General features: G+C 65.7%; 22 protein-coding genes. 15 read left to right on the top strand and 7 right to left on the bottom strand.

What is annotated here, in order from left to right:
* Positions 1–60: 60 nt before the first annotated feature.
* Positions 61–474: a cupredoxin family protein gene (locus VGV41_RS05245; protein ID WP_326862750.1), complete on the bottom strand. Its 414-nt coding sequence runs from the start codon at positions 472–474 to the stop codon at positions 61–63.
* A gap of 144 nt (positions 475–618) precedes the next feature.
* Here VGV41_RS05245 and hrcA point away from each other — a divergent pair, with 144 nt between their 5' ends.
* The 5 genes from hrcA to VGV41_RS05220 all read left to right on the top strand — a co-directional run bounded on the left by hrcA (position 619) and on the right by VGV41_RS05220 (position 6,239).
* Complete coding sequence (gene hrcA / locus VGV41_RS05240) at positions 619–1,707, top strand: heat-inducible transcriptional repressor HrcA (protein ID WP_326862621.1); 1,089 nt, start codon at positions 619–621, stop codon at positions 1,705–1,707.
* A gap of 63 nt (positions 1,708–1,770) precedes the next feature.
* On the top strand, positions 1,771–2,346 hold the full coding sequence (gene grpE / locus VGV41_RS05235) for a nucleotide exchange factor GrpE (RefSeq protein ID WP_326862619.1): 576 nt from the start codon (positions 1,771–1,773) through the stop codon (positions 2,344–2,346).
* A 257-nt stretch (positions 2,347–2,603) separates the two neighbouring features.
* A complete protein-coding gene (locus tag VGV41_RS05230; RefSeq protein WP_326862618.1) occupies positions 2,604–3,392 on the top strand; it encodes an EfeM/EfeO family lipoprotein in 789 nt (262 codons plus the stop codon).
* A gap of 4 nt (positions 3,393–3,396) precedes the next feature.
* A complete protein-coding gene (locus VGV41_RS05225) occupies positions 3,397–4,764 on the top strand; it encodes a cytochrome c peroxidase (protein ID WP_326862617.1) in 1,368 nt (455 codons plus the stop codon).
* 122 nt (positions 4,765–4,886) lie between these two features.
* Positions 4,887–6,239, top strand: a complete 1,353-nt coding sequence (locus VGV41_RS05220; protein WP_326862615.1) for a carbohydrate porin — start codon at positions 4,887–4,889, stop codon at positions 6,237–6,239.
* A gap of 15 nt (positions 6,240–6,254) precedes the next feature.
* Here VGV41_RS05220 and VGV41_RS05215 read toward each other — a convergent pair whose 3' ends face one another.
* Positions 6,255–7,190, bottom strand: coding sequence for a hypothetical protein (locus VGV41_RS05215; protein WP_326862613.1), 936 nt, complete (start codon positions 7,188–7,190; stop codon positions 6,255–6,257).
* 318 nt (positions 7,191–7,508) lie between these two features.
* Here VGV41_RS05215 and dnaK point away from each other — a divergent pair, with 318 nt between their 5' ends.
* The 7 genes from dnaK (at position 7,509) to dapB (ending at position 14,120) form a co-directional block, all read left to right on the top strand.
* On the top strand, positions 7,509–9,428 hold the full coding sequence (gene dnaK, locus VGV41_RS05210; RefSeq protein ID WP_326862611.1) for a molecular chaperone DnaK: 1,920 nt from the start codon (positions 7,509–7,511) through the stop codon (positions 9,426–9,428).
* A gap of 83 nt (positions 9,429–9,511) precedes the next feature.
* Entirely contained in the window at positions 9,512–10,660 is a 1,149-nt protein-coding gene (gene dnaJ, locus VGV41_RS05205; protein WP_326862609.1) for a molecular chaperone DnaJ, read from the top strand.
* Positions 10,661–10,743: 83 nt separating this feature from the next.
* Positions 10,744–11,346, top strand: coding sequence for a class I SAM-dependent methyltransferase (locus tag VGV41_RS05200; RefSeq protein WP_326862608.1), 603 nt, complete (start codon positions 10,744–10,746; stop codon positions 11,344–11,346).
* Between the two features lie 162 nt (positions 11,347–11,508).
* The gene (locus tag VGV41_RS05195) at positions 11,509–12,090 is read left to right on the top strand and encodes an NAD(P)H-dependent oxidoreductase (protein WP_326862605.1); all 582 of its coding nucleotides are present in this window, start codon (positions 11,509–11,511) and stop codon (positions 12,088–12,090) included.
* A 125-nt stretch (positions 12,091–12,215) separates the two neighbouring features.
* The gene (gene pyrF, locus VGV41_RS05190; protein WP_326862604.1) at positions 12,216–12,920 is read left to right on the top strand and encodes an orotidine-5'-phosphate decarboxylase; all 705 of its coding nucleotides are present in this window, start codon (positions 12,216–12,218) and stop codon (positions 12,918–12,920) included.
* Between the two features lie 10 nt (positions 12,921–12,930).
* Positions 12,931–13,233 carry a DUF1330 domain-containing protein gene (locus VGV41_RS05185; protein WP_326862602.1) on the top strand — a complete coding sequence of 101 codons (303 nt, stop codon included), beginning with the start codon at positions 12,931–12,933 and terminating at the stop codon, positions 13,231–13,233.
* 71 nt (positions 13,234–13,304) lie between these two features.
* Entirely contained in the window at positions 13,305–14,120 is an 816-nt protein-coding gene (gene dapB, locus VGV41_RS05180; protein WP_326862600.1) for a 4-hydroxy-tetrahydrodipicolinate reductase, read from the top strand.
* 148 nt (positions 14,121–14,268) lie between these two features.
* On the opposite strand, the gene gpmI is transcribed toward dapB, so the two are convergent.
* The 3 genes from gpmI to VGV41_RS05165 form a co-directional block, all read right to left on the bottom strand.
* A complete protein-coding gene (gene gpmI, locus VGV41_RS05175) occupies positions 14,269–15,792 on the bottom strand; it encodes a 2,3-bisphosphoglycerate-independent phosphoglycerate mutase (protein ID WP_326862599.1) in 1,524 nt (507 codons plus the stop codon).
* Between the two features lie 108 nt (positions 15,793–15,900).
* A complete protein-coding gene (locus VGV41_RS05170) occupies positions 15,901–16,788 on the bottom strand; it encodes a bifunctional helix-turn-helix domain-containing protein/methylated-DNA--[protein]-cysteine S-methyltransferase (RefSeq protein ID WP_326862749.1) in 888 nt (295 codons plus the stop codon).
* Between the two features lie 68 nt (positions 16,789–16,856).
* Positions 16,857–17,369, bottom strand: a complete 513-nt coding sequence (locus tag VGV41_RS05165) for a DUF2244 domain-containing protein (protein WP_326862597.1) — start codon at positions 17,367–17,369, stop codon at positions 16,857–16,859.
* Between the two features lie 21 nt (positions 17,370–17,390).
* Here VGV41_RS05165 and nth point away from each other — a divergent pair, with 21 nt between their 5' ends.
* Genes nth through paaK form a run of 3 tightly spaced genes read left to right on the top strand, consistent with a single transcriptional unit; the run spans position 17,391 to position 20,971 of the window.
* Complete coding sequence (gene nth / locus VGV41_RS05160; protein WP_326862595.1) at positions 17,391–18,185, top strand: endonuclease III; 795 nt, start codon at positions 17,391–17,393, stop codon at positions 18,183–18,185.
* 27 nt (positions 18,186–18,212) lie between these two features.
* Positions 18,213–19,640: an enoyl-CoA hydratase/isomerase family protein gene (locus VGV41_RS05155; RefSeq protein ID WP_326862593.1), complete on the top strand. Its 1,428-nt coding sequence runs from the start codon at positions 18,213–18,215 to the stop codon at positions 19,638–19,640.
* 2 nt (positions 19,641–19,642) lie between these two features.
* Entirely contained in the window at positions 19,643–20,971 is a 1,329-nt protein-coding gene (paaK, locus tag VGV41_RS05150; RefSeq protein WP_326862591.1) for a phenylacetate--CoA ligase PaaK, read from the top strand.
* A 4-nt stretch (positions 20,972–20,975) separates the two neighbouring features.
* Here paaK and VGV41_RS05145 read toward each other — a convergent pair whose 3' ends face one another.
* Both VGV41_RS05145 and VGV41_RS05140 read right to left on the bottom strand, forming a co-directional pair.
* Positions 20,976–21,707: a sulfate transporter family protein gene (locus VGV41_RS05145; protein ID WP_326862590.1), complete on the bottom strand. Its 732-nt coding sequence runs from the start codon at positions 21,705–21,707 to the stop codon at positions 20,976–20,978.
* A 129-nt stretch (positions 21,708–21,836) separates the two neighbouring features.
* Positions 21,837–22,640: a YiiX/YebB-like N1pC/P60 family cysteine hydrolase gene (locus VGV41_RS05140; protein ID WP_326862589.1), complete on the bottom strand. Its 804-nt coding sequence runs from the start codon at positions 22,638–22,640 to the stop codon at positions 21,837–21,839.
* Between the last annotated feature and the right edge of the window lie 31 nt (positions 22,641–22,671).

The raw sequence follows: 22,671 nt of genomic DNA, 5'->3' as shown, positions 1-22,671 counted from the left end.
CCGCCGAGTCCGCGCCTTTTACGGACCATGGGCGGCGGCGGCAAGGCCGCGCGGCCGCGGCTATTTCACGGTGACGGTGCCGTGCATCCCCGCTTCACGATGGCCCGGAATGAGGCAGGCGAACTCGAATGTGCCGGGCTGCGTGAACCGCCACACCATCTCGGTCGACTTTCCGGGGACGAGGCTGACGGCGTTCGCCTCGTCATGCTCCATGTCGGGCATCTCGCGCATCATCGCCGCGTGCTCGTCGTTGTCTTTGACGGTCGCCAGTCGGAATTCGTGCCGCAGCGCGCCCTTGTTCTCCAGCACAAAGCGGACCTGCTCGCCTTTATTGACCTCGAGTCGGTCGGGCGTGAACTTCATGCTGCCGTCGCCCTCGCTCATGATGACGGTCACCGTGCGCGCCGGCAGCTTGGGATCGCCCGGGGCACCGGCGGCGAAATGCTCGTCATGGGCGCTTGCCGGAAGGAGCATGGCGGCCAACACGATTGCCGCGAGGGACGGGAGGAGCGCATGCTTCACGGGGATTCTCCTGGAGGCTGGTCGGCCCGGCCAGCAACGTCTTGAACAACTCCGCTAGAATGGTCAATTCTGTGGCTGGTTTGAGGAGTTACCGCCTTGGCGTCTCATGATGTGCCCATCGGCTCGTCGCAGGTCACGCTCGCGTCGCTCAACGAGCGCTCTCGCGAGATCTTCCGCTCGATCGTCGAGAGCTATCTGACCACCGGCGAGCCCGTCGGCTCGCGCAATCTCGCGCGCATCCTGCCAATGAGCCTGTCGCCGGCTTCCGTGCGCAACGTGATGTCGGACCTTGAGCATCTCGGCCTCATCTTTGCGCCGCACACCTCGGCTGGCCGCCTGCCGACGGAACTGGGCCTGCGCTTCTTCGTCGACGCGCTGATGCAGGTCGGCGACCTCTCCGAGCAGGACCGCCGCGCCATCGAGGCGCAGGTCGCTGGCATCGGCTCCGGCAAGACGGTCGAGGACGTGCTGATCGAGGCGTCGCAGGCGCTGTCGGGGCTGACGCGCTCGGCCGGCATCGTGCTCACCGCCAAGAACAACGTGCGCCTCAAGCACATCGAGTTCGTGCGGCTGGAGCCGGAGCGGGCGCTGGTCGTCATGGTGGCGGAGGACGGGCAAGTCGAGAACCGCGTTCTGCCGGTGCCGCCCGGCCTGCCGACCTCGTCGCTGGTCGAGGCCGGCAACTTCCTGAACGCGCGCCTGCGCGGCAAGACGATCGGCGACCTGCGCTCCGAGATCGAGAACTCTGTCGCCGAGGGCCAGGCGGAACTCGACCAGCTCACCCAGAAGATCATCGCCAACGGCCTGGCAAGCTGGTCGGGAGGGGACAGCGAGGAGCGCAGGCTGATCGTGCGCGGGCACGCCAATCTGCTCGATGACCTGCACGCGCTCGACGATCTGGAGCGGGTACGGCTCTTGTTCGACGCGCTGGAGACCAAGCGCGGCGTCATCGACCTGCTGGGCCGTGCCGAACGCGCCGATGGCGTCCGTATCTTCATCGGCTCGGAAAACAAGCTGTTCTCGCTGTCCGGCTCCTCCACCATCGCGGCGCCCTATCGGGACAGCAAAGGGCGCGTGGTGGGGGTCATCGGCGTCATCGGCCCGACCCGGCTCAACTATGCCCGCATCGTGCCGATGGTCGATTACACCGCCCGGGTGGTAAGCCGGCTCCTGTCCGGCGCTTGATTTTTGGGTCTCGAGGCCTGATATGCCGGTGATCCGACGACATTTCAGGGTGGATTGCGCACGATGACGGATTCGACCGCTCAGGCCGACAACGCCGAGATCAAAACCGACGCCCCGCAGGCCGAGGCACCGGCCGCCGATCCCGTGGCGGCGGCGCAGCGCGAGGCCGCCGAGTACAAGGACAAGCTGCTCCGCACCTTGGCGGAGATGGAGAATCTGCGCCGGCGGACCGAGCGTGAGGTCACTGATGCGCGCCTTTACGGCATCGCCAGCTTCGCCCGCGACGTGCTGGCGGTCGCGGACAACATGCATCGCGCGCTGGAGGTGATCGGCCCAGAGCTGCGCGAGCAGGCCGACGGCAAGATCAAGTCGCTGATCGAGGGCGTCGAGTTGACCGAGCGCGAATTGCTCAAATCGCTGGAGAAGAACGGCGTGCGCAAGTTCTCGCCGCAGGGCGAGAAGTTCGATCCGAACGTGCACCAGGCGATGTACGAGGTGCCTGCCGCAGACGTGTCCCCCGGTCATGTCGCGCAGGTGGTGCAGGCCGGCTACATGATCGGCGAGCGCGTGCTGCGCCCGGCGCTGGTCGGTGTCGCCAAGGCGGCGCCGAAGCCGATGAGCGCCAACCCGCCGAACTGAACACGCTCTTTCGCACCTGTTATGCACAGCCGCTCGCTTTGCGGGCGGCTGTTGGCATTTTGGACATTTGAAAGTGCGCCGCGCGTTCGCGAAAGCGCGCAGGGGCTTAGGCGCGATCCTCACATTGGACCAAATCGAAACTGACTGTTCTTCTTTACTCCAATTCTAAGTTATTGATTTTCAACGATTTTTCCTTGACCCGGGCTGCGCGTCCGGGGGATCCTCCGCCGCCATCAACGATGCGACGGAGACAAAACATGCAATCGTTTTCTCAATTTTTACGCGGTGCGCTGATCGCGACCTTCGCCGCGCTCACGATGAACGCGGCTGCGGCCGATCCACTCAGCGACGGCGCCGCCGCGTACAAGCCCTACGCCGTCGAGCACATCGGCATCGCCCTTGCCGGCGCGAAGGAGCTGCAGGCGGCGGCCAGGGCCGGCGACGTCAAGGCGGCGCAGGCGGCCTGGATCAAGTCGCGCAAGGGCTGGGAAGCGGCCGAGCCGATCACCGGCGAATTCTTCTCCAAGCTCGACGAGGTGATAGACGCCTGGCCCGATGCCAAGCAGGGCTATCACGCCATCGAAGCGGCGCTGTTTTCCGGCAAGCTCGCCGACATCGCCGCGCCGACCGACAAGCTCGTTGCCGATCTCGCCACCTTCGACAAGGAGCTCAAGGCGCCGGGCTTCAAGTTCACGCCGCAGGGTCTCATCAACGGCGCGACCAAGCTCGCCTACGAGGTCGGCGAGAACAAGTCGAAAGGCGGCGAGTCGCCTTACGCCGGCACCTCGATCGTCGACATGCAGGAGAACGTCGAGGGTATCGAGGCCGTCTACAAGCTGGTGTTCGAGGAGTCGCTCAAGGCGCACGACGACAAGCTCGCCTCCGCGATCGACGACAAGATCGAGGACGTCGAGGGCCTGGTAAAGGGCGACGATCTCAAGAAGGTCGACCAGGCGGCGTTGAAGCGCAACGGCGAAGAGCTCGCTGTCATGCTGCAGAGCGCGGCGGCGAAGCTCAACCTCAAGAAGCCAACGGTCGGCGAGTAGGGTCATGCGCCCGCTTGCTCGCCTCCGCGACAGCATCGCCGCCGGCCTCGCGGCGATGCTCTTCGCCGGCGCCGCCCTCGCGACGCCGATCACCACCAAGGAAGGAGTCCTGCCGCCCGGCACGGATCTCGGCGACAGCGTCGGCGCCCAGCCGACCGAGCTGTTCGCCACGGAGCTAGCCGGCGGCCAGCGCTCCTATCTGCAGAAGCTCGGCGACATGCTGTTCTCGTCGCCGGCGATCTTCGGCGGCGTAGCCAAACAGGCGGGGATCAGCTGCAACACCTGCCACCAGCAGGGCGCTGGCAATGCGGCGCTTTTCGTCCCCGGCCTGTCGAAGCGGCCTGGGACCTTCGACACCACAGGCGCGCTGTTCAATCCGAACGCGGACAACCATCTGTTCGATCCGGTAACGCCGCCGAGCCTGCGCGGCGCCAAGTTCCTTGCACCCTACGGGCACGACGGCCGCTTCGCCTCGCTGCGCGATTTCGTGCGCAACGTCATCGTCAACGAATTCGCCGGTCCCGAGCCGTCCGGCGAGGTGCTCGATGCGCTGGTCGCCTATGTGCAGGACATCAGCTTCCTGCCCAATCCGAAGCTCAATTCCGACGGCCGGCTGACCGATGCGGCATCGGGTGCGGCGCGTCGCGGCGAGCGCATCTTCAACCGGCCGTTTCCGCACGAGGCGTCGATGAGCTGTGCCAGTTGTCACCCGCCATCGAGCGCCTTCGTCGATCATCAGGTGCACGACATCGGTACGGGCGGCTGGTTCAAGACCAAGACGCTGATCAACGCCGACTTCAATGCGCCGTATTTCCACGACGGCCGCTTCGGCAGCTACGAGGAGGTCGTCGGCTACTTCGATAGACATTTTGTACTTGGCCTGACGGCGTCGGAACGCGCCGATCTCGTGGCCTATCTCGATGCCGTCGGCGACGCATCCCAACCGACGACGCCCGAGACGGTCGACAGCGAGCTTGCCGAAATCGCCACTTTCGTCAGCGTGCTCGATACCGCGATCCGCGAGCGCAATACCGCCATCGTCGCCATCACCGTCGATTCCGTCGGCGACGAGTGGCGCGAGCTCGGCGAGCAGATTCCGGAGCCAAAGGATACCAGCGTCGCTGGCGGTCTGCGGGAGCGCGTCCGGGCGCGTGCCGCGGTGCGCGACATGGTGTTGGCGCTCCGGCAGATCGACATGGCGGCATCGCGCAACGACTTCCAGGCCGCGGGCGAGGCCTACGCCGGTTACCGGGCGCAGGTGGCCACGGCAGCCACGGCGCTGGCCGCCGCCGAACCATGGTCGCTGTTCGACCCAGAGGTACGTGGTCGGCATGTCGCCGCGCTGGCGCGGTTGGCCGCCCTTGCGAAGTAAGATGATGCATGAAATGTTATAACATAACATCTATGGGGTAAAACGTGAGAAAGTCGCGTGGCGCACGAACGAATCAGATGGCACAAGACGGTGGACGGGTTGGCCCAGTGGGACGAACAGGCGTGATACGTGGTGTCGCGATTACCGCGATGGCGGCGCTCTCGTTAACGGGCGCGCGGGCGGCGGACGCGCCGAAAGCGCCAAAGTCGATCTGGGAGCAGGACACGCTCACCGGCGACTGGGGCGGCGCCCGCACCGCACTGAAGGACAAGGGCGTCGATCTGACGCTAACCTACATCAACGAGGCCTTCGGCGTCCTCGGCGGCGGGCTGAGCCGCCGGTCTAGCTATGAGGGCCGCTTCGAGTTCTCCGTCGATACCGACCTGCAGAAATTGGTCGGCTGGGACGGCGCGACGACGCACGTGACGGTCTATCAATTGCACAACGGCGGCCATGATGCGGTCGAGAACGCCGGCAGCATCTCCGATCCCAGCAACATCGACGCGCTCGCCACTACGCGGCTGTTCACGGCCTGGTTCCAGCAGAATGCCTTTGACGACCGCGTCTCGCTGCGCATCGGCCAAATTGCGGCCGACGACGAATTCCTGAATTCGCAGACGGCGTCCGGGCTGATAAACGGCACCTTCGGCTGGGCCGATGTGGTCGCCGCCAACATGCTCAACGGCGGGCCGGCCTTCCCGCTCGCCACGCCGGGCGTGCGGCTTGCGGTGAAGCCGACCGACGCACTGACCGTGCAGACGGCGGTGTTCTCCGGCAATCCGGCGGGGGGCAGTTGCACGGACACGCCGCAGCAGTGCAATCGCTACGGCACCACGTTCAGCTTCAGCGGTGGCGCCCTCTGGATGGGCGAACTGCAATACGCGATCAATCAGGGCAAGGATGCCGTCGGTCTGCCGGGCGTCTACAAGCTCGGCGGCTGGTACGCGACCGCCGACTTCAACGACCTCCATTATGGGCTCGACGCCAGCGGCACGCAGGTCTCGCTCGGCGTCGATTCGAACGCCACCCCGCTCACACACAAAGGCAACAGTGGCATCTACGGCGTCGCCGACCAGATGGTCTGGCGCGGCAAGGAGTCGAGCCTCAATTTCTTCCTGCGCGGCGGCTTCGCTCCGTCCGACCGGAATTTGGTGTCCTACTATGTCGATGCCGGCGCCGGCCTGAAAGGCCCGTTGCCCGGTCGCCCCGACGACACGCTCACCTTCGGCGTCGCCTACGCCAAGATCAGCAAGGATATCGCGGCGGTCGATCAGGACACGGTGCCGGCGGTCGTCGTGCGCGATTACGAGGCGGTGTTCGAATTGAACTACGCACTGCAGGTCGCGCCGTGGTGGACTGTGCAGCCGGATCTGCAATACATCGTGCATCCGAACGACGGGCAGAATCCGAACGATCCGACCCAGCGGCTCGGCAACGCCTTCCTCGCCGGCATCCGCAGCACCATCAAATTCTGACGGCCGGCAGGGACGTCATTTCCCGCCGATGCCGTCGCGTACGGCACGGAAGCGCGGGAACATGGAGTCCCATTCCGCCGTCGGACTGACGCCGATGATGCGCATGAAGCCGCCGGTCCCGAAGCGCAGCCATTGCACCAAAGTGATCGGGGCATTGGACGCATCCTTGCCCGTCGCCCTCAGCTCGTTGCCGGGTGAGCCGTTGATGCGCATGCTCTCACCTGAGGTGATGGCGAGTTCGCGCACCGGCGCCGAACGCAGGAGATCCTGCGCGAACAGCGACCGGTCCCCCTGCTGGCTCGGGCCGCCGTTCGAGACGCTGACGACCACATAGGCCTGGCCGAACGGGTTGCCGGTCGGGTTCTCGCTCAAGATGACGACGCCGTTCGGCAGCACTTGGCGCACATGGAAGCCGCCGCGGTCGCCAACCTTGTAGGGCAGCAGCGACAGCTGCTCCTCGACCGGTGGCCGGCGGAAGGTGATGCTCTTCAACGCCTTTTCGACGACGGCATCGGTGTAGACGCTGCGGGCTTTGTCCGGCACCTCGACGGTGACGAAGGCGGTCAGGTTCGGCACCGGCCCGGCGACTGTGGTCGCCACGAAAAACCATTTGTGCACCGCCACCCCGTTCTCCTTCACGTCGGCCGTCGCCAGCAGTGCGATGCCGTCGCTGAATGGGAAGGCGCGGCGGGTGACGTTCTCCGCCCCGGCCTGTTTGGCGAACAGCGAGCCCTCGACCTCGTTGTAGGCAGGCGCCGGCAGATCGAGGACGAGAATGGCGGCCTTCCGCTCGGGGTCCTCGAAGCCGGTGAACTGCTTGCTCGCCACCATGCCCGGGGGTGGCTCAAGCCCGATCCTGAGGCCGGGCGGAAACACCGGTTGGGCCATGGCCGGCGCGCCGAGCAGCAGTGAGAGGAGGACGAAGGCCCAGAGGGCATGAATACGTGTCATCGGTAATCCGATCATCGGCGCTGGGTGTCAGTGTCGCATGGACGCGAGGGGCGGAAGAACTGGTTAAGGTCCGATCGCCGCTTTTTGGCGGCAGACGCGGGCCGGCGCAACTCGCCTGACCCGGCCTAAAAAGTGAACGGACATAGGCACATCTTGCGGCCCCATAGGCCCCTCCTATATGAGCCAGTGAGCCGCGATCTGCGGTGAATCGCGAATCCAGGGGGCTGGATCGAGGGGGGCGTTGGCGGACGAGCCGCCGGCATCCCATTCGGGCGCCAAGTGGCCCGACCAGCCTGCCGCAAATTGAGAGGAACAACCATGGGTAAGGTCATCGGCATCGACCTCGGCACGACGAATTCGTGCGTCGCCGTCATGGAAGGCAAGACGCCGAAGGTCATCGAGAACGCCGAAGGCATGCGTACGACGCCGTCGATCGTTGCTTTCACGGACGATGGCGAGCGTCTGGTCGGCCAACCGGCGAAACGTCAGGCAGTCACCAATCCGGAAAAAACCATCTTCGCGGTCAAGCGCCTCATCGGACGGCGCTACGACGACCCGATGGTGGAGAAGGACAAGAAGCTCGTCCCTTACAAGATCGCCAAGGCATCGAACGGCGATGCCTGGGTCGAGGCGGACGGCAAGCCCTATTCCCCGTCGCAGATTTCCGCCTTCACGCTCGGGAAGATGAAGGAGACCGCGGAAGCCTATCTCGGGCAGAAGGTCGATCAGGCGGTCATCACCGTCCCGGCCTATTTCAACGACGCCCAGCGCCAGGCCACCAAGGACGCCGGCAAGATCGCCGGCCTTGAAGTGCTGCGCATCATCAACGAGCCGACGGCGGCCGCGCTCGCCTACGGCCTCGACAAGCAGAAGAACGGCCTCATTGCGGTCTACGACCTCGGCGGCGGCACGTTCGACGTTTCGGTCCTCGAGATCGGCGACGGCGTGTTCGAAGTGAAGTCCACGAACGGCGACACGTTCCTGGGCGGCGAAGACTTCGACATGCGTCTCGTCAATTATCTCGCCGACGAATTCCAGAAGGAGCAGGGCATCGACCTGCGCCGTGACAAGCTGGCGCTGCAGCGGCTGAAGGAAGCCGCCGAGAAGGCGAAGATCGAACTGTCGTCGACGACCCAGACCGAGATCAACCTGCCATTCATCACGGCGGACGCCTCCGGTCCGAAGCACCTGACCATCAAGCTGACGCGCGCCAAGCTCGAGGCGCTGGTCGACGATCTCATTCAGAAGACCGTCGAGCCGTGCCGCAAGGCGCTCAAGGACGCCGGCGTGTCGGCGAGCGAGATCCAGGAGGTCGTCCTGGTCGGCGGCATGACGCGCATGCCGAAGGTCCAGGAGGTCGTGAAGCAGTTCTTCGGCAAGGAGCCGCACAAGGGCGTCAACCCGGACGAGGTCGTCGCCATCGGCGCCGCCATCCAGGCCGGCGTGCTGCAGGGCGACGTCAAGGACGTGCTCCTGCTCGACGTGACCCCGCTGTCGCTCGGCATCGAGACGCTCGGCGGCGTGTTCACGCGCATCATCGACCGCAACACCACGATCCCGACCAAGAAGGCGCAGGTCTTCTCGACCGCCGAGGATAGTCAGAACGCGGTGACCATCCGCGTCTTCCAGGGCGAGCGCGAGATGGCCGCGGACAACAAGATCCTCGGCCAGTTCGACCTCGTCGGCATCCCGCCGGCGCCGCGCGGCGTGCCGCAGATCGAGGTCGCCTTCGACATCGACGCCAACGGCATCGTCAACGTGTCGGCCAAGGACAAGGCCACCGGCAAGGAGCAGCAGATTCGCATCCAGGCCTCCGGTGGTCTGTCGGAAGGCGACATCGAGAAGATGGTCAAGGATGCGGAAGCGCACGCCGAGGAAGACAAGAAGCGCAAGGCCGCCGTCGAGGCGAAGAACCACGCCGAGGCGCTTGTCCACTCGACAGAAAAGGCGCTCTCCGAGCACGGCTCGGCGGTCGGTGAGGCGGATCGCGGCGCCATCGAGAACGCCATGGCCGATCTGAAGGAAGCCTTGAAGGGCGACGACGCCGACGCGATCCAGCAGAAGACCAATGCGCTGGCGCAGGCCTCGATGAAGCTCGGCGAGGCGATGTACAAGGCGCAGCAGGAAGGCGCGCAACCGGGCGCCCAGCCGGGCGCCGGTGCCTCCGCTGAAAACAAGGAAGACGTGGTCGACGCGGAATTCACCGAGGTCGACGACGACAAGAAGAAATCGGCCTGACGGCCGTCAAATGAAAAGCCTCGTCCTGTAAGTCGCGTCACGCGCTTCTTCGGGACGAGGTTTTTACTATTCGGGGACAAGCAGTGTCCAAACGCGACTACTACGAGGTGCTGGGCGTTTCGCGGACCTGCACGGAGGCCGAGCTCAAGACGGCGTTCCGCAAGCTCGCCATGCAGCATCATCCGGACCGCAATCCCGGCGATACCGAGTGCGAGCACAAGTTCAAGGAACTCAACGAGGCTTATGACGTCCTGAAGGACGGCGACAAGCGCGCCGCCTACGATCGCTTCGGCCACGCCGCCTTCGAGCAGGGCGGCATGGGCGGTGGGCAAGGCTTCTCCTCCGACTTCGGCTCGGCCTTCGCCGACATCTTCGAAGGTATCTTCGGCATGCAGGGCGGCCGTGGCGGCCGCTCCTCCGGCCGCGAGCGTGGCTCCGATCTCCGCTACAACATGGAAATCACGCTCGAGGACGCCTTCGAGGGCAAGACGGCGCAGGTGCGTATCCCGACCTCGGTGATCTGCGAGGCCTGCTCCGGCTCCGGCGCCAAGGCCGGCACCAAGCCGAAGACCTGCGCCACCTGCGGCGGTATGGGCAAGATCCGCCACGCCCAGGGCTTCTTCACGCTCGAGCGCACGTGCCCGACCTGCCAGGGCCGCGGCCAGGTCATCGACGACCCGTGCAAGGCCTGCGGCGGCGCCGGGCGCGTCACCCGTGAGCGTACTTTATCGGTGAATATCCCGGCCGGTGTCGAGGACGGCACCCGCATCCGGCTGGCCGGCGAGGGCGAGGCGGGGCTGCGCGGTGGGCCGCCGGGCGATCTCTACATCTTCCTGTCGCTTGCGCCGCACGAGTTCTTCCAGCGCGACGGTGCCGACCTGCACTGCCTGGTGCCGATCTCGATGGTCACGGCGGCTCTGGGCGGCGATTTCGAGGTGCCGGCAATCGACGGCAGCAAGGCAAAAGTCAAGGTTCCGCCCGGGACCCAGACCGGCCGCCGTTTTCGCTTGAGCAGCAAGGGTATGCCGGTGCTCCGGTCGAAACAAACGGGCGATATGTACGTTCAGGTCTCGGTGGAAACGCCGCAGAACCTGAACAAGCGCCAGCGCGAATTGCTGGTGGAATTTGCCAAGCTTTCGTCCGACGAAAACCAGCCGGAGGCGGCCGGATTCTTCGGTCGGGTGAAGGAATTCCTTGATGGATTGGGGACTCGGGGCAGCCATTCCGAGTAGCCGTCTTGACCCCGCCCACAGGCCCCTCTACGCATGACGCTCTGATGACAGCGTCAGGCCCGCAAAGGCGTAAACGTGTAAAGATGCCGTCGCCTTCAATCGCCCGCGTTGCCAAGAAACCGCTTCGTCTCGACGACGAGCTGCAGTTCATCCGCTCATGGATCGACAAGCCGCTGCGCACCGGCGCGGTGATGCCGTCGTCCAAGGCGCTGGCACGCGCGATGGCGCGTGCGGTCGATCCGCAGGCCCCCGGCCCGGTGATCGAGCTCGGGCCCGGTACCGGTCCGGTGACGGCGGCCTTGGTCGAGCGCGGCATCGATCCCTCGCGCCTCGTGCTCGTCGAATTCAATCCCGACTTCTGCCGCCTGCTGCGCACCCGTTATCCGACCGCGACCGTAATCCAGGGCGACGCCTATCGGCTGCGTCGCCTGCTCGAGACCACGCTCAAGGAGCCGGCGGCGGCGATCGTGTCCGGCCTGCCGTTATTGACCAAGCCTTTGCGCACGCGGTTGCGCCTCCTCGCCGACGCGGTGGCGGTCATGAAGCCCGGCGCACCGTTGGTGCAATTCACCTACGGCGTCGTGCCGCCGATCCCCAAGACGCTGGCCGGCGTCTCCGCCGAGCCGTCGAGCCTCGTCTGGCTTAACATTCCGCCGGCGCGCATCTGGGTCTATCGCAGGCGATGACAACACGCGCCGTGCGCCGAATTCGTCATGCGCGGGCATAGCCCGTCGCAGACGGGCGTAAACGACCTTACGCCGGGGCATCAACGTCTTTAGGGTATCCTCCGATTTCAAGACATGGATGGCCGGGCAACGCTTGGCCGTGACGGCAACGAGACGCGTCCGATGGCCTCGCCGAAGATCCTGGTCCTGCCCGGCTCGTTGCGCTCCGGTTCGCACAACGTGCGCCTCGCGGCGCTGGCCACCAAGGAATTGACGCTGCTCGACGCCGACGTCACGCGCATCTCGCTCGCCGACTATCCGCTGCCGCTCTACGACGCCGATCTCGACGCGCGCGCCGGCCAGCCGGAGAATGCGGTCAAGCTGAAGCACATGATCGCGTCGCATCACGGCATCTTCATCGCCAGCCCGGAATACTCCGCATCGGTTACGCCGCTCCTGAAGAACGCGATCGACTGGGTGTCGCGCGTGCGCGAGAGGGGCGATCCGACCTACGCTGCCTTCAAGAACCGCGTTTTCGCCATCGCCTCCGCTTCGCCCGGGAGGACGGGTGGCCTACGCTCGCTGATGGCGCTGCGGCAAATCCTCGAGCTCGGCTGCGGCGCGCTGGTGGTGCCGGAGCAGGTGGCGATTCCCGACGCAGAACGCGCCTTCGACGACATGGACAATCTCCTGGAGACCGGACTCGCCAATCTGTTGCGGGCCGAACTCGCGCGTCTCATCGAGATGGCGCGGCTGATGATGTGATAGGTCATTCCGGGATGGCGTGAAGCGCCAGATCCGGAATCCAGCGATGCATACGGACGTGTCTGGAGTCCGGGTTCTCGACCTGTGGCCGCGCCCCGGAACGACGAGAAGAGAGGAAGCCTGGCGTGACATTGGATGCGCGTGAACGGCTGATCGTGGCGCTCGACCTGCCGAGCGTTGCCGATGCGGAGAAAATGGTCGCGCGTCTCGGCGACGCCGTGTGGTTCTACAAGATCGGCTACCAGCTCGGCTTCGCCGGCGGGCTCTCGTTCGCCAGCCGGTTGATCGCCGACGGCAAACAGATTTTTCTCGATTTCAAATTGCACGACATCGGCAACACCGTGCAGAAGGGCGTCGAGAGCGTCGCCCGGCTGGGCGCCACGTTCCTCACGGTGCATGCCTATCCGCAGACGATGAAGGCGGCGGTGGAGGGCAAGCGCGGATCGACCTTGCGCATTCTCGCCGTCACCGTGCTCACCTCCTATGACGACACCGATCTCGCCGCCGCCGGCTACGACATGACCGTCGGTGAGCTCGCCGCGGCGCGTGCAGCGCAGGCGCGCGACATCGGTGTCGACGGCCTTGTCTGTTCGGCCGAAGAGGTCACGAAACTGCGCGACATCGCCGGGCCCGGCATGGCGCTGGTGACGCCGGGCATCAGGCCGGCGGGCAGCGCGGTGGGCGATCAGAAGCGCATCATGACGCCGGCGCGCGCCATCGAGGCGGGCGCCGACTATCTCGTCGTTGGCCGCCCGATCGTCGATGCGCACGATCCGAAGGCGGCAGCCGAGGCGATTGTCGCCGAGATCGCGCTGGCAGCCGGCAAATAGGAGGAGATCGATGCCCAAGGGCTACTGGATCGGGCGCGTCGATGTGCACAACGACGAGGGCTACAAGCCTTACGCGCTCGCCAACAACACCATCTTCAAGAAATTCGGCGGCCGCTTCGTCGTGCGCGGTGGTAAGTTCGAGAACCCGGAAGGCGCGGCGCGCTCGCGCAACGTGGTCATCGAGTTTCCGGACTATGCCACCGCGCTCGCCTGCTACAATTCGCCGGAATACCAAGCCAACATCAAGGTGCGGCAGCCGCACTCGGTGGCCGATATCGTCATCATCGAGGGCTACGACGGCCCGCAGCCGTGATGGCGCAGCGCCGCTTTCCAGCGTGAGCCGGCCCCGCTATACCCCTGACGTCAATTCCGGAGCAGGAACCGATGTCCGACATGCGGCTGATCGTGGCGGGGGCGGGCGGACGCATGGGCCGCACGCTGGTGAAGGCCATCGCTGAGACCAAGGGTCTCGTACTCGCCGGTGCGGTCGAAGGCGCTGGCTCGCCGCTCCTTGGCAAGGACGCGGGCGAGCTCGCCGGCATCGGCGCCAACGGCGTCAAGCTCACCGCCGACGCCGCGCCGCTCATCGACAAGGCTGACGGCATCATCGACTTCACCGTGCCGGGGGCGACCGTGGCGTTGGCGGCGCTCGCCGCCAAGGCCGGCAAAGTGCACGTCGTTGGCACCACCGGCTGCTCGGCGGCGGACGACGCCAAGATCGGCGAAGCCAGCAAGAACGCCATTATCGTGAAATCCGGCAATATGAGCCTCGGCGTCAATCTGCTGGCGGCGCTGACCAAGCGCGTGGCCAAGACGCTCGACCCGTCCTTCGACATCGAGGTGCTGGAGATGCACCACAACCAGAAGATCGACGCGCCCTCGGGCACGGCGCTGCTGCTCGGGCAGGCGGCGGCGCAAGGCCGTGGCATCGACCTAAAGACACATGAAGTGATGAGCCGCGTCGGCCATACCGGCGCGCGCAAGCCGGGGGACATCGGCTTCGCCACGCTGCGCGGTGGCACCGTGGTCGGTGACCACACGGTGATGTTCGCCGGCCCGGCCGAGCGCATCGAGCTGACGCACAGGGCCGCCGACCGCATGATCTTCGCGCGCGGCGCGCTGCACGCGGCGCTGTGGGCGGCGAAGCAGAAGCCCGGCCTCTACTCGATGATGGATGTACTGGGGCTGAAAGATTTTTGAGGTGTTCTCTTCACCTCTCCCATAGGGAGAGGGCGACCGTGCGAAGCGCGGGCGGGTGAGGGGTTACAAATCACGAGGTTCAGGAACCCCCTCACCCCAACCCACTTCCCAGCGGGGAGAGGGAGTCCTGCCATGCCTGTCGAAGCTCTTACCCCTGCATCAGCGATGTGCCCGTCATCTCCGCAGGCTTGGGTAGGCCCATCAGCTCGAGCAGCGTCGGCGCGATATCGGCGAGTCGGCCTTCCTTGACGACGACACGGTTGCCCGCACCCATCAGGATCAGCGGCACCGGATTGAGCGTGTGCGCCGTGTGTGGACCGCCGGTCGCGGGGTCGACCATCATCTCGGCATTGCCATGGTCGGCGGTGACGAGCAAAGCGCCGCCCATCGACTCGATCGCATTGGCGATCTTGCCGAGCCCGGTGTCGACCGTCTCCACCGCCTTGATCGCCGCCGGGATGCTACCGGTATGGCCGACCATATCGGCGTTGGCGAAGTTGAGCACGATCAGGTCGTACTTGCCTGACTTGATCGCTTCGACCGCCTTGTCGGTCAATTCGGGCGCCGACATCTCGGGCTGCAGGTCGTAGGTCGCGACCTTGGGCGAGGGCACCATGATGCGGTTTTCGCCGTCGAACGGCTCCTCGCGGCCGCCGTTCAGGAAATACGTGACGTGCGGATATTTCTCGGTCTCGGCCATGCGCAATTGCGTGCGATGCGCGTTGGCGACGACCTCGCCGAGGATGTTGGGAAAGCTCTGCGGCGGAAAGATCGTCGCCATCAGCCTGTCGAGCTCTTCGCTGTATTGCGCCATGCCGACGGCGGCGGCAACTTTCACCGTGCGCTTGCGTGTGAAGCCCGAGAACGCGGGATCGAGCATTGCGCCCAGGATCTCGCGCACGCGATCGGCGCGGAAGTTGAAGCACAGGACGCCGTCGCCGTCCTTCATGCCGCTGTAGTCGCCGATCACGGCGGGCAGGATGAATTCGTCGTGGACCTTGTTGGCGTAGGCGTCGGCGATGGCCGCCTGCGGATCGGCAAAGTGCGCACCCTCGCCGGCGACGATCGCATCATAGGCCTTCGACACGCGCTCCCAGCGCTTATCGCGGTCCATGGCGTAATAACGGCCGATCACCGTCACGACCTTGACGGACGGCGGCAGCGCGGCGGTGAAGGTCTTGAGGTACCCGGCCGCGGCCTGCGGCGGCGTATCGCGGCCGTCGGTGAGCACGTGCACCACGACGGGGATCTTGGCGTCCGTCAGGATTTTGGCGAGCGCCACCGCGTGGTTCTGGTGCGAGTGCACGCCGCCCGGCGAGACCAGGCCCAACAGGTGGCAGGTGCCGCCGCTCTGTTTCAACGTCGCGATCAAATCGATGACGGCCGGCATCCGCGCGATCTCGCCGCTGGCGATTGCGTCGTCGATGCGCGGCAGGTCCTGCATCACCACGCGCCCGGCGCCGATGTTGAGATGGCCGACCTCGGAATTGCCCATCTGGCCCGGCGGCAGGCCGACATCCTTGCCCGAGGTGTGCAGGAAGCCGTGCGGGCAACTGGACCAGAGACGGTTGAAGCTCGGGGTCTTGGCCTCGAGAACGGCGTTGTTGGCGGCGTCTTCGCGCCAGCCCCAGCCGTCCAGTACCACCAGCATCACAGGACGGCGCTTCTGCATTCGGATAATTCCCGCTGTCGGACCAATCCGGCGGGGTTTTGGAGGATCGGCCCGACATCGTCAACTCGCCGGCTGCCGGCAAGTTGCAGTCGTTTTCCGAAAGAAACCTTAGGCGGCCGCACCCGCCTGGCCCGCTTCCCAGCCGAGCATCGCGCGCTTGCGTGTAAGCCCCCAATGATAGCCGGTGAGCTCGCCGCTCTTTCCGATGACGCGGTGACACGGCACCACGAAACAGATCGGGTTCTTGCCGACGGCGGCGCCGACCGCGCGCGCGGCATTCGGCTTGCCGGCCTTCGCCGCCAGATCGGAATAGGTGGTGAGTCGCCCCATCGGGATGGTGAGCAGCTTTTCCCACACGCGCACCTCGAAATCGGTGCCGATCAGCACGACACGCAGCGGCTGCTCCTTGCGCCACAAGCCTGGATCGAAGATGCGCCGCGCCGTCGGCGCGGTGGCGGCGAAATCCTCGACGTATTTCGCTTTCGGCCAGCGCGATTTCATGTCGCGCAGCGCGGCGCGCTCCTTGCCGGAGTCGGCGAGCGCGAGGCCGGCGAGGCCGCGAGGCGTCGTCATCACCAGCGCCATGCCGAACGGGGAAGGGTGGAAGCCGTAGGTCATGGTGAGGCCTTCGCCGCCGGCCTTCCATTCGCCCGGCGACATCGCCTCGTGCGTGACGAAGAGGTCGTGCAGCCGTCCGGGGCCGGAGAGTCCGACTTCGTAAGCGGTGTCGAGCACGCTCGCCGACGAGCGCAACAATTCGCGGGCCGAGTTGAGCGTCAGCGCCTGCAGAAACGCCTTCGGCGTCAGTCCGCACCAGCGGCGGAACAGATGATGCAGTTCCGTGGCCGTGACGCCGGCGGAATGGGCGATGGCTTCGATTTCCGGCTGCGAACGCCAGTTGCCGCGGATATGCGCGATCGCGCGCCGTACCACGTCGTAATCGGCCGCCGCAGTCGCAAGGGGCGCGAACTCGGGCAGGCGGATGGCCGGAGCCATGTCATCGAGGGTGATGTTCATGGCCAAAATGTAGGCCCGGGGGCCGTCGGCCACCACCCGGTTTCTGCCTAGGGCAATACCGTCCTGGTCACGCCGCGCCTGGCCTCGTTGAGAGCATTGGTGAGCGCCTTGGCGAAATCGGCCTTCTCGTTCGGCCCGAGGAAACCGGCGACGGTGAGGTGTTTGCCGCGCGAAACGAGGAACAGGCGTTCGATGCCGTATTCTTCGTGCGTCACGCGCTCGAGCCGGACCCACAGCGGATTGAGCAGCCATTCGCGCACGGCGCCGCGATGGCTGACCTTGCGCACCGTGAGCGCCGATGGGGTGATCCTGAACTCCTCGTAGGCGGCGGCACGGGCGTAGTTCACGCGGAACGCCCAATAGAGCAGCAGCACGTCGAGACCCATGAAGCCGAACACCGGCCAGGCACCCATCAGCCAGAAGCCGATGCCGGCGGCGAAGCTGACGGCGCCGTAGACCGTCATCAGGATGATGAAACCGACGCTGTGCAGCGACCGGTGCGGCGTCAGCACGGTCGAAAAGATCGTGGGTTCGAGTTCGTCGGCGTTGTCGGTCGTCATGCGCACCACTATACCGGGATCATGGCGAAGAAATCGAGCCGCAAGGCGGTCCGCAAGCCCGTGCGCAAGGTCAATAAGCCCATCGCCAAAGCGCGCAAGGGTACGGCGGCCAAGGTGAAACCGAAGCCGCAACGCGCGAAAGCCGACACCAAGGCTGCTGACGGCGCGCTGCCGCAGTGGACCAATGCCGAGATCGAGGAGGCGTTCCGCCGCTTCCAGGCGGCCAATCCGGAGCCGAAGGGCGAGCTGCAGCACATCAACCCGTTTACGCTCCTCGTTGCCGTCGTGCTCTCGGCGCAGGCGACCGATGCCGGCGTCAACAAGGCGACGCCGGCTTTGTTCGCCGCCGCCGACACTCCGGCGAAGATGGCCGCGCTCGGCGAGGAGCGCGTGCGCGATCTGGTGAAGACCATAGGCCTCTTCCGCACCAAGGCGAAGAACGTGGTCGAGCTGTCGCGGCGGTTGGTGGCCGAGCATGGCGGCGAGGTGCCGCGCTCGCGCGAGGCGCTGGAGACGCTGCCCGGCGTCGGCCGCAAGACGGCGAACGTCGTGCTGAATATCGCCTTCGGCGAGCCGACCATCGCCGTCGACACGCACATCTTCCGCGTCGGCAACCGCACGGGGCTCGCCACCGGCAAGACGCCGCTCGAGGTCGAGCAGAAGCTCCAGCGGGTCGTGCCCGAGCAATACAAGCGCCACGCGCACCATTGGCTTATCCTGCACGGGCGCTACACTTGCGTGGCGCGCAAGCCGCGCTGCGAGCACTGCATCATCGCCGATCTGTGCAAGTGGCCGGGCAAGGCGGTGGTGCAATAATAAAAAAGCGTTCAGGGAGTAGGCGTCATGGAAGCTTTCGGGATCGCGCCTGCAGGAGAGTCCGTTCAACAGAATGGAGCTGAAACTCTGCGGCGCGGTGGCGTCCCGGACAAGGCGGCCGCTGCCTGGAGCAAGGCGCAGCCGCCCGTAAGCGGAAACCTCAAACGCGACGTTGCGGCCGCGACCAAGTTCTGGCGTGCCGGCAACGATCTTCTCGCCAAGCTGCCGAAAAAGCCCGAACGCACAGCCGAACAGCAGATGGCGGCAGCAGTCCTTCTTCAAGAGCTCCGTCGCTCGCGCGAGCGGTTTCTCACCCGCCACGCCGATGCCATCTACCGCAAGCTCACCAAAAATCTTACGCGCTTCGTCCGCGTCGATGATCTCGTTTTCGACGCGGCCAAGCTCGTTCCCGGGCTGACGCCGACGCGCATGCAGGTCGGCGCCGACAGCGGGATGCAGAGCGAAAAGGACGGCGTCGAAGTCGATCAAGGCATTTTCCTGGCGCAGGTGCTCGCGCTGCCAGAGGCGGGCACGCATCTTTGCCACGCCATGCTGATGCCGAGACCGGAGGCGGTCGAGCGCGCCGGCGAGTTCGTCAAGAATGGCGTGATCGATTTCGGCCCGGCGCGCGTCGAGCGGCGTGGCAAGTCGGCGGTGGTTAGCGTGATCAACCCGCGTTTCCTCAACGCCGAGGACGACGACACGCTCGACGACACCGAAACCGCCGCCGACATCGCGCTCCTCGATCCGACGAGCGAAATCTGCGTGCTGCGCGGTGGCGTGGTCGAGCACCCGAAATACAAGGGCCGCAAGATCTTCTCCGCCGGCATCAACCTCACGCATCTCTACATGGGGAAAATCCCCTACCTCTGGTACATCCGCCGCGACATGGGCATCGTCAACAAGATGATGCGCGGGCTCGCCAGGGCTGACGTGAGCCCCGACGAGGTTTATGGCGGCACGCGCGAGAAGCCGTGGGTCGCCGGCCTCGATGTCTTCGCCATCGGCGGCGGCTGTCAGTATCTGCTGGCGATGGATTATGTCGTGGCCGGCAGCGACGCCTACATGACGCTGCCAGCGCGCAAGGAAGGGATCATCCCCGGCGCGGCGAATCTGCGCATGCCGCGCTTCGTCGGCGACCGCATCACGCGCCAGGCAATTCTGATGGGGCGGCGGCTCGATTGCGATACGCCCGAGGGCCGGCTGATCTGCGACTTGGTCGTGCCGCCGGGCGAAATGGAGCAGGCGATCGACCGCGTGGTCGACGACTTCACCGGCTCCGGCGTGGTGAGCGCAGCCGGCAACCGGCGCGCCATCCGCGTCGGCGAGGAGCCGCTCGACCTGTTCCGCCGTTACATGGCGGTGTACTGCCGCGAGCAGGCCTATTGTCACTTCTCGCCGGCGCTGATCGCCAATCTCGAGAAGCACTGGAACGCGGCGCAACGAAAGATCTGACCGTGCCTGGCCTCGTCCTCAAAGGCGCCGATCTGACGCCGCGCCGCGAAGCCATCGAGCCGATCGAAATCGCCTCGCGCGACGAGATTTCGGCGCTGCAGCTCGACCGCCTGAAATGGACGCTGGCGCATGTCTACAGGAACGTCGCGCATTACAAGCGCGTCTTCGACAAAGCGGGTGTGCATCCGGACGATCTCAAGACGCTCGAGGATCTACGCAGGTTTCCGTTCACCACCAAGGCCGAGCTACGCGAGAATTATCCGTTCGGCCTGATGGCGATGCCGCGCGAGCAATTGCTGCGCGTGCATGCGTCGTCGGGCACGACCGGCAAGCCGACCGTGGTCGGCTACAGCCGCCGCGACATCGAGACCTGGGCCGACATCATCGCGCGTTGCATGCGGGCGGCGGGCTGCCGTCCCGGCATGCTGGCGCAGAATTCCTACGGCTACGGCCTTTTCACCGGCGGCCTCGGCTTCCATCACGGGGCCGAGCGACTGGGTCTGACCGTGGTGCCCGTCTCGGGCGGCATGACTGAGCGGCAAGTCAAGCTGATTGGCGACTTCAAGCCCGACATCATTTTCGTCACCCCGAGCTATCTGCTCGCCATCCTCGATGAATTCCGCGCCCAGAAGGTCGATCCGCGCGCGAGCTCGCTCAAGATTGCGATGTGCGGCGCCGAGCCCTGGACCAATGCGATGCGCGCCGAAATCGAGGACGCCTTCGACCTGCATGCAATCGACAATTACGGCCTGTCGGAAGTGATCGGCCCGGGCGTTTCGGTGGAATGCATCGAGAGCAAGGACGGCTGCACCATCTGGGAGGATCATTTCTATCCGGAGGTGATTGATCCGGCGACCGGCGCCGTACTGCCGGATGGTGAGGTGGGCGAGCTCGTGTTCACGTCGCTCACCAAGGAGGCGATGCCCGTCATCCGCTATCGCACGCGCGACCTGTCGCGAATCTTGCCCGGCACCGCGCGCTCGATGCGCCGCATGGAGAAGGTGATCGGCCGTTCCGACGACATGATGATCATCCGCGGCGTCAACGTGTTTCCCAGTCAGATCGAAGAGCTCATCCTCAAGGACGAGCGGCTGGCGCCGCATTTTGTGATCGAGCTGCGCCGCGACGAGCGGCTCGACGCCATCAAGGTCATCGTCGAGGCGCGTGCCGATGTGGCTGACGAGGAATGGCCGAAGAGCGCGCGCACCCTCGCGCACCACATCAAGAGCCAGGTTGGAGTGACCGCCGAGGTGGAGACGGTCAAGCCGGGCGGCGTGGAGCGCTCGGCCGGCAAGGCTCGGCGCGTCATCGATCTGCGGCAGAAGGGCTGAGGCGCTACTGCGTCCGCTCGATTAACTCGACCCGCTTCGCCGCCACACGCTTGTGAATGTGCACCATGAAGGCCATGGCGAAGACCGGCGTCGCCAGATTGAGGATCGGGATCGACACGAACAGCGCGATGAACATGCCGGCGATGAAGACATAGCCGGCGTTGCGGCGGCGCAGCGCCTTCGCCTCCCACGGCGGATAGAAGCGCATCGCCGCGAGCTCGAAGAAGTTGCGCCCGAGCAGATAGCTGTTGGCGACGAACAGGATCAGGACGCCGAAGCCGGCGAACAGAACGAAGGGCAGCGCGACCAGATAGACGATGAGCGCCAACAGCGCGAACTTGCCGCCTTCGATGACGGCGGTGACGATCGACAGCGCGCGGCCCGGCGGCTCGGCCGGGTAGTGCCAGCGCTCGATCTCGTCGGCGACGTCATCGACGAAGAAGCTGCCGACGAAGGCGGTGACCGCCGGCATCAGGAACACCGCGCCGGTGATGATGCCGACACCGGCCATGATCGACAAAAGCCAGGCGATCGCCGCCCACAGCGAATGCGGCGCAAAGCCGGAGGTCTGCTCCGCCCAGGTGGCGCCGTTTTCGGCCAGCGACGACAGCACGCGCTGGAGCGCGATGCCGATGACGACGATCAGCGCCAGCGCGAGCAGGACGGACTTGATCAGCACCGAGCGCAGCGGCGGCCGGAGCATGTCGGCGAGGGCCTTGAAGGCGGCATCGAGCATGAGGGAAGAGGTAGGCGGAGCGGCGCGGGAACACAAGCGGCGTCATTTTTGGTTGTCATCGCCGGGCTCGTCCCGGCGATCCCGATCAGGCGGGCATCGCGCCGGGACGAGCCCGGCCATGACACCCTCCTAGACCGCCGGCGACAATTCCTCGGCCGGTTCCGCCGCCGGCACCAGCGACGCCGCCTCCGCCAGATCCGCCCAGGCCATCGCCTTGTAGTCGAAGCCGTTGCGCACGGTCGGCTTCACCACCTCGAAATAGGGCGAGATATCGAAATCGCGCGGCGCGTAGAGCGAGGAGTGACGGATCTCCAGGATTTCTTCGCGCGCGGCGTCGCTCTCCGCACGCATCACCTTCGGCAGGATCGGATAACGCACCGTCTCGAAAGCTTGCGCGATGAGCGCCGAACAGATGATGCGCGTCGGATGGCCCGAGCCGAGCGCAATCATGCGCCGGCGCCAGCGCTGCGGCACCGGCAGCGGGAAGAGATAGCGCATGAGGTCGAGGATGTTCTTGAGATCGTAATCGAAGCCGATGCGCTCGGCCGCGTATGCGCAGACGCGCGCGCGGTCGTCGTCGGTCAGGCCGACCGGCCGGCAGATGCGCGTGTGGAAGCGCGTGTATTTCGACAGCGGTGCCGCGACCACGCCCTGGCCGATATTCGCCTCGACCAGCACCAAAGGCTCGCCCTCGGCGGTGACGCGGTCGCCGATCGGCCCGACATAGAGCGCGGCGTGCGACCAGGTCGATTGCGTGAGATACTTGATGACGCCGGAGATGTGGTTGTTGCCTTCGACGAGAAGGACGTCGCCGGGCTTGAGCGCTGCACGCAACGCCCCGGCGTCGCTCGGCGTGAACGGCTCGTAGCCGACCGCCGGCTTCTCCAGGTAATGCGCGATGACGCGCCCGATCCCCTCGACGACGATGCCCATGACGTCCATCCCGGCGTCAGCCCCGCGACGC

It is taken from the genome of Pseudolabrys sp. (assembly GCF_035943735.1).
Taxonomy (GTDB): domain Bacteria; phylum Pseudomonadota; class Alphaproteobacteria; order Rhizobiales; family Xanthobacteraceae; genus Pseudolabrys.
This window is presented reverse-complemented; position numbering and strand designations above follow the sequence as displayed.

Bases quoted from the DNA above. Each gene is read 5' to 3' on its own strand.
- VGV41_RS05200 (WP_326862608.1), top strand. From the start codon at position 10,744: ATGCCGTCGCCTTCAATCGCCCGCGTTGCCAAGAAACCGCTTCGTCTC.
- VGV41_RS05245 (WP_326862750.1), bottom strand. From the start codon at position 474: ATGCTCCTTCCGGCAAGCGCCCATGACGAGCATTTCGCCGCCGGTGCC.
- VGV41_RS05185 (WP_326862602.1), top strand. From the start codon at position 12,931: ATGCCCAAGGGCTACTGGATCGGGCGCGTCGATGTGCACAACGACGAG.
- VGV41_RS05195 (WP_326862605.1), top strand. From the start codon at position 11,509: ATGGCCTCGCCGAAGATCCTGGTCCTGCCCGGCTCGTTGCGCTCCGGT.
- gpmI (WP_326862599.1), bottom strand. From the start codon at position 15,792: ATGCAGAAGCGCCGTCCTGTGATGCTGGTGGTACTGGACGGCTGGGGC.
- dapB (WP_326862600.1), top strand. From the start codon at position 13,305: ATGTCCGACATGCGGCTGATCGTGGCGGGGGCGGGCGGACGCATGGGC.
- VGV41_RS05230 (WP_326862618.1), top strand. From the start codon at position 2,604: ATGCAATCGTTTTCTCAATTTTTACGCGGTGCGCTGATCGCGACCTTC.
- nth (WP_326862595.1), top strand. From the start codon at position 17,391: ATGGCGAAGAAATCGAGCCGCAAGGCGGTCCGCAAGCCCGTGCGCAAG.
- VGV41_RS05170 (WP_326862749.1), bottom strand. From the start codon at position 16,788: ATGGCTCCGGCCATCCGCCTGCCCGAGTTCGCGCCCCTTGCGACTGCG.
- VGV41_RS05225 (WP_326862617.1), top strand. From the start codon at position 3,397: ATGCGCCCGCTTGCTCGCCTCCGCGACAGCATCGCCGCCGGCCTCGCG.
- VGV41_RS05165 (WP_326862597.1), bottom strand. From the start codon at position 17,369: ATGACGACCGACAACGCCGACGAACTCGAACCCACGATCTTTTCGACC.
- VGV41_RS05215 (WP_326862613.1), bottom strand. From the start codon at position 7,190: ATGACACGTATTCATGCCCTCTGGGCCTTCGTCCTCCTCTCACTGCTG.
- VGV41_RS05140 (WP_326862589.1), bottom strand. From the start codon at position 22,640: ATGGGCATCGTCGTCGAGGGGATCGGGCGCGTCATCGCGCATTACCTG.
- VGV41_RS05145 (WP_326862590.1), bottom strand. From the start codon at position 21,707: ATGCTCGATGCCGCCTTCAAGGCCCTCGCCGACATGCTCCGGCCGCCG.
- dnaK (WP_326862611.1), top strand. From the start codon at position 7,509: ATGGGTAAGGTCATCGGCATCGACCTCGGCACGACGAATTCGTGCGTC.
- VGV41_RS05155 (WP_326862593.1), top strand. From the start codon at position 18,213: ATGGAAGCTTTCGGGATCGCGCCTGCAGGAGAGTCCGTTCAACAGAAT.
- grpE (WP_326862619.1), top strand. From the start codon at position 1,771: ATGACGGATTCGACCGCTCAGGCCGACAACGCCGAGATCAAAACCGAC.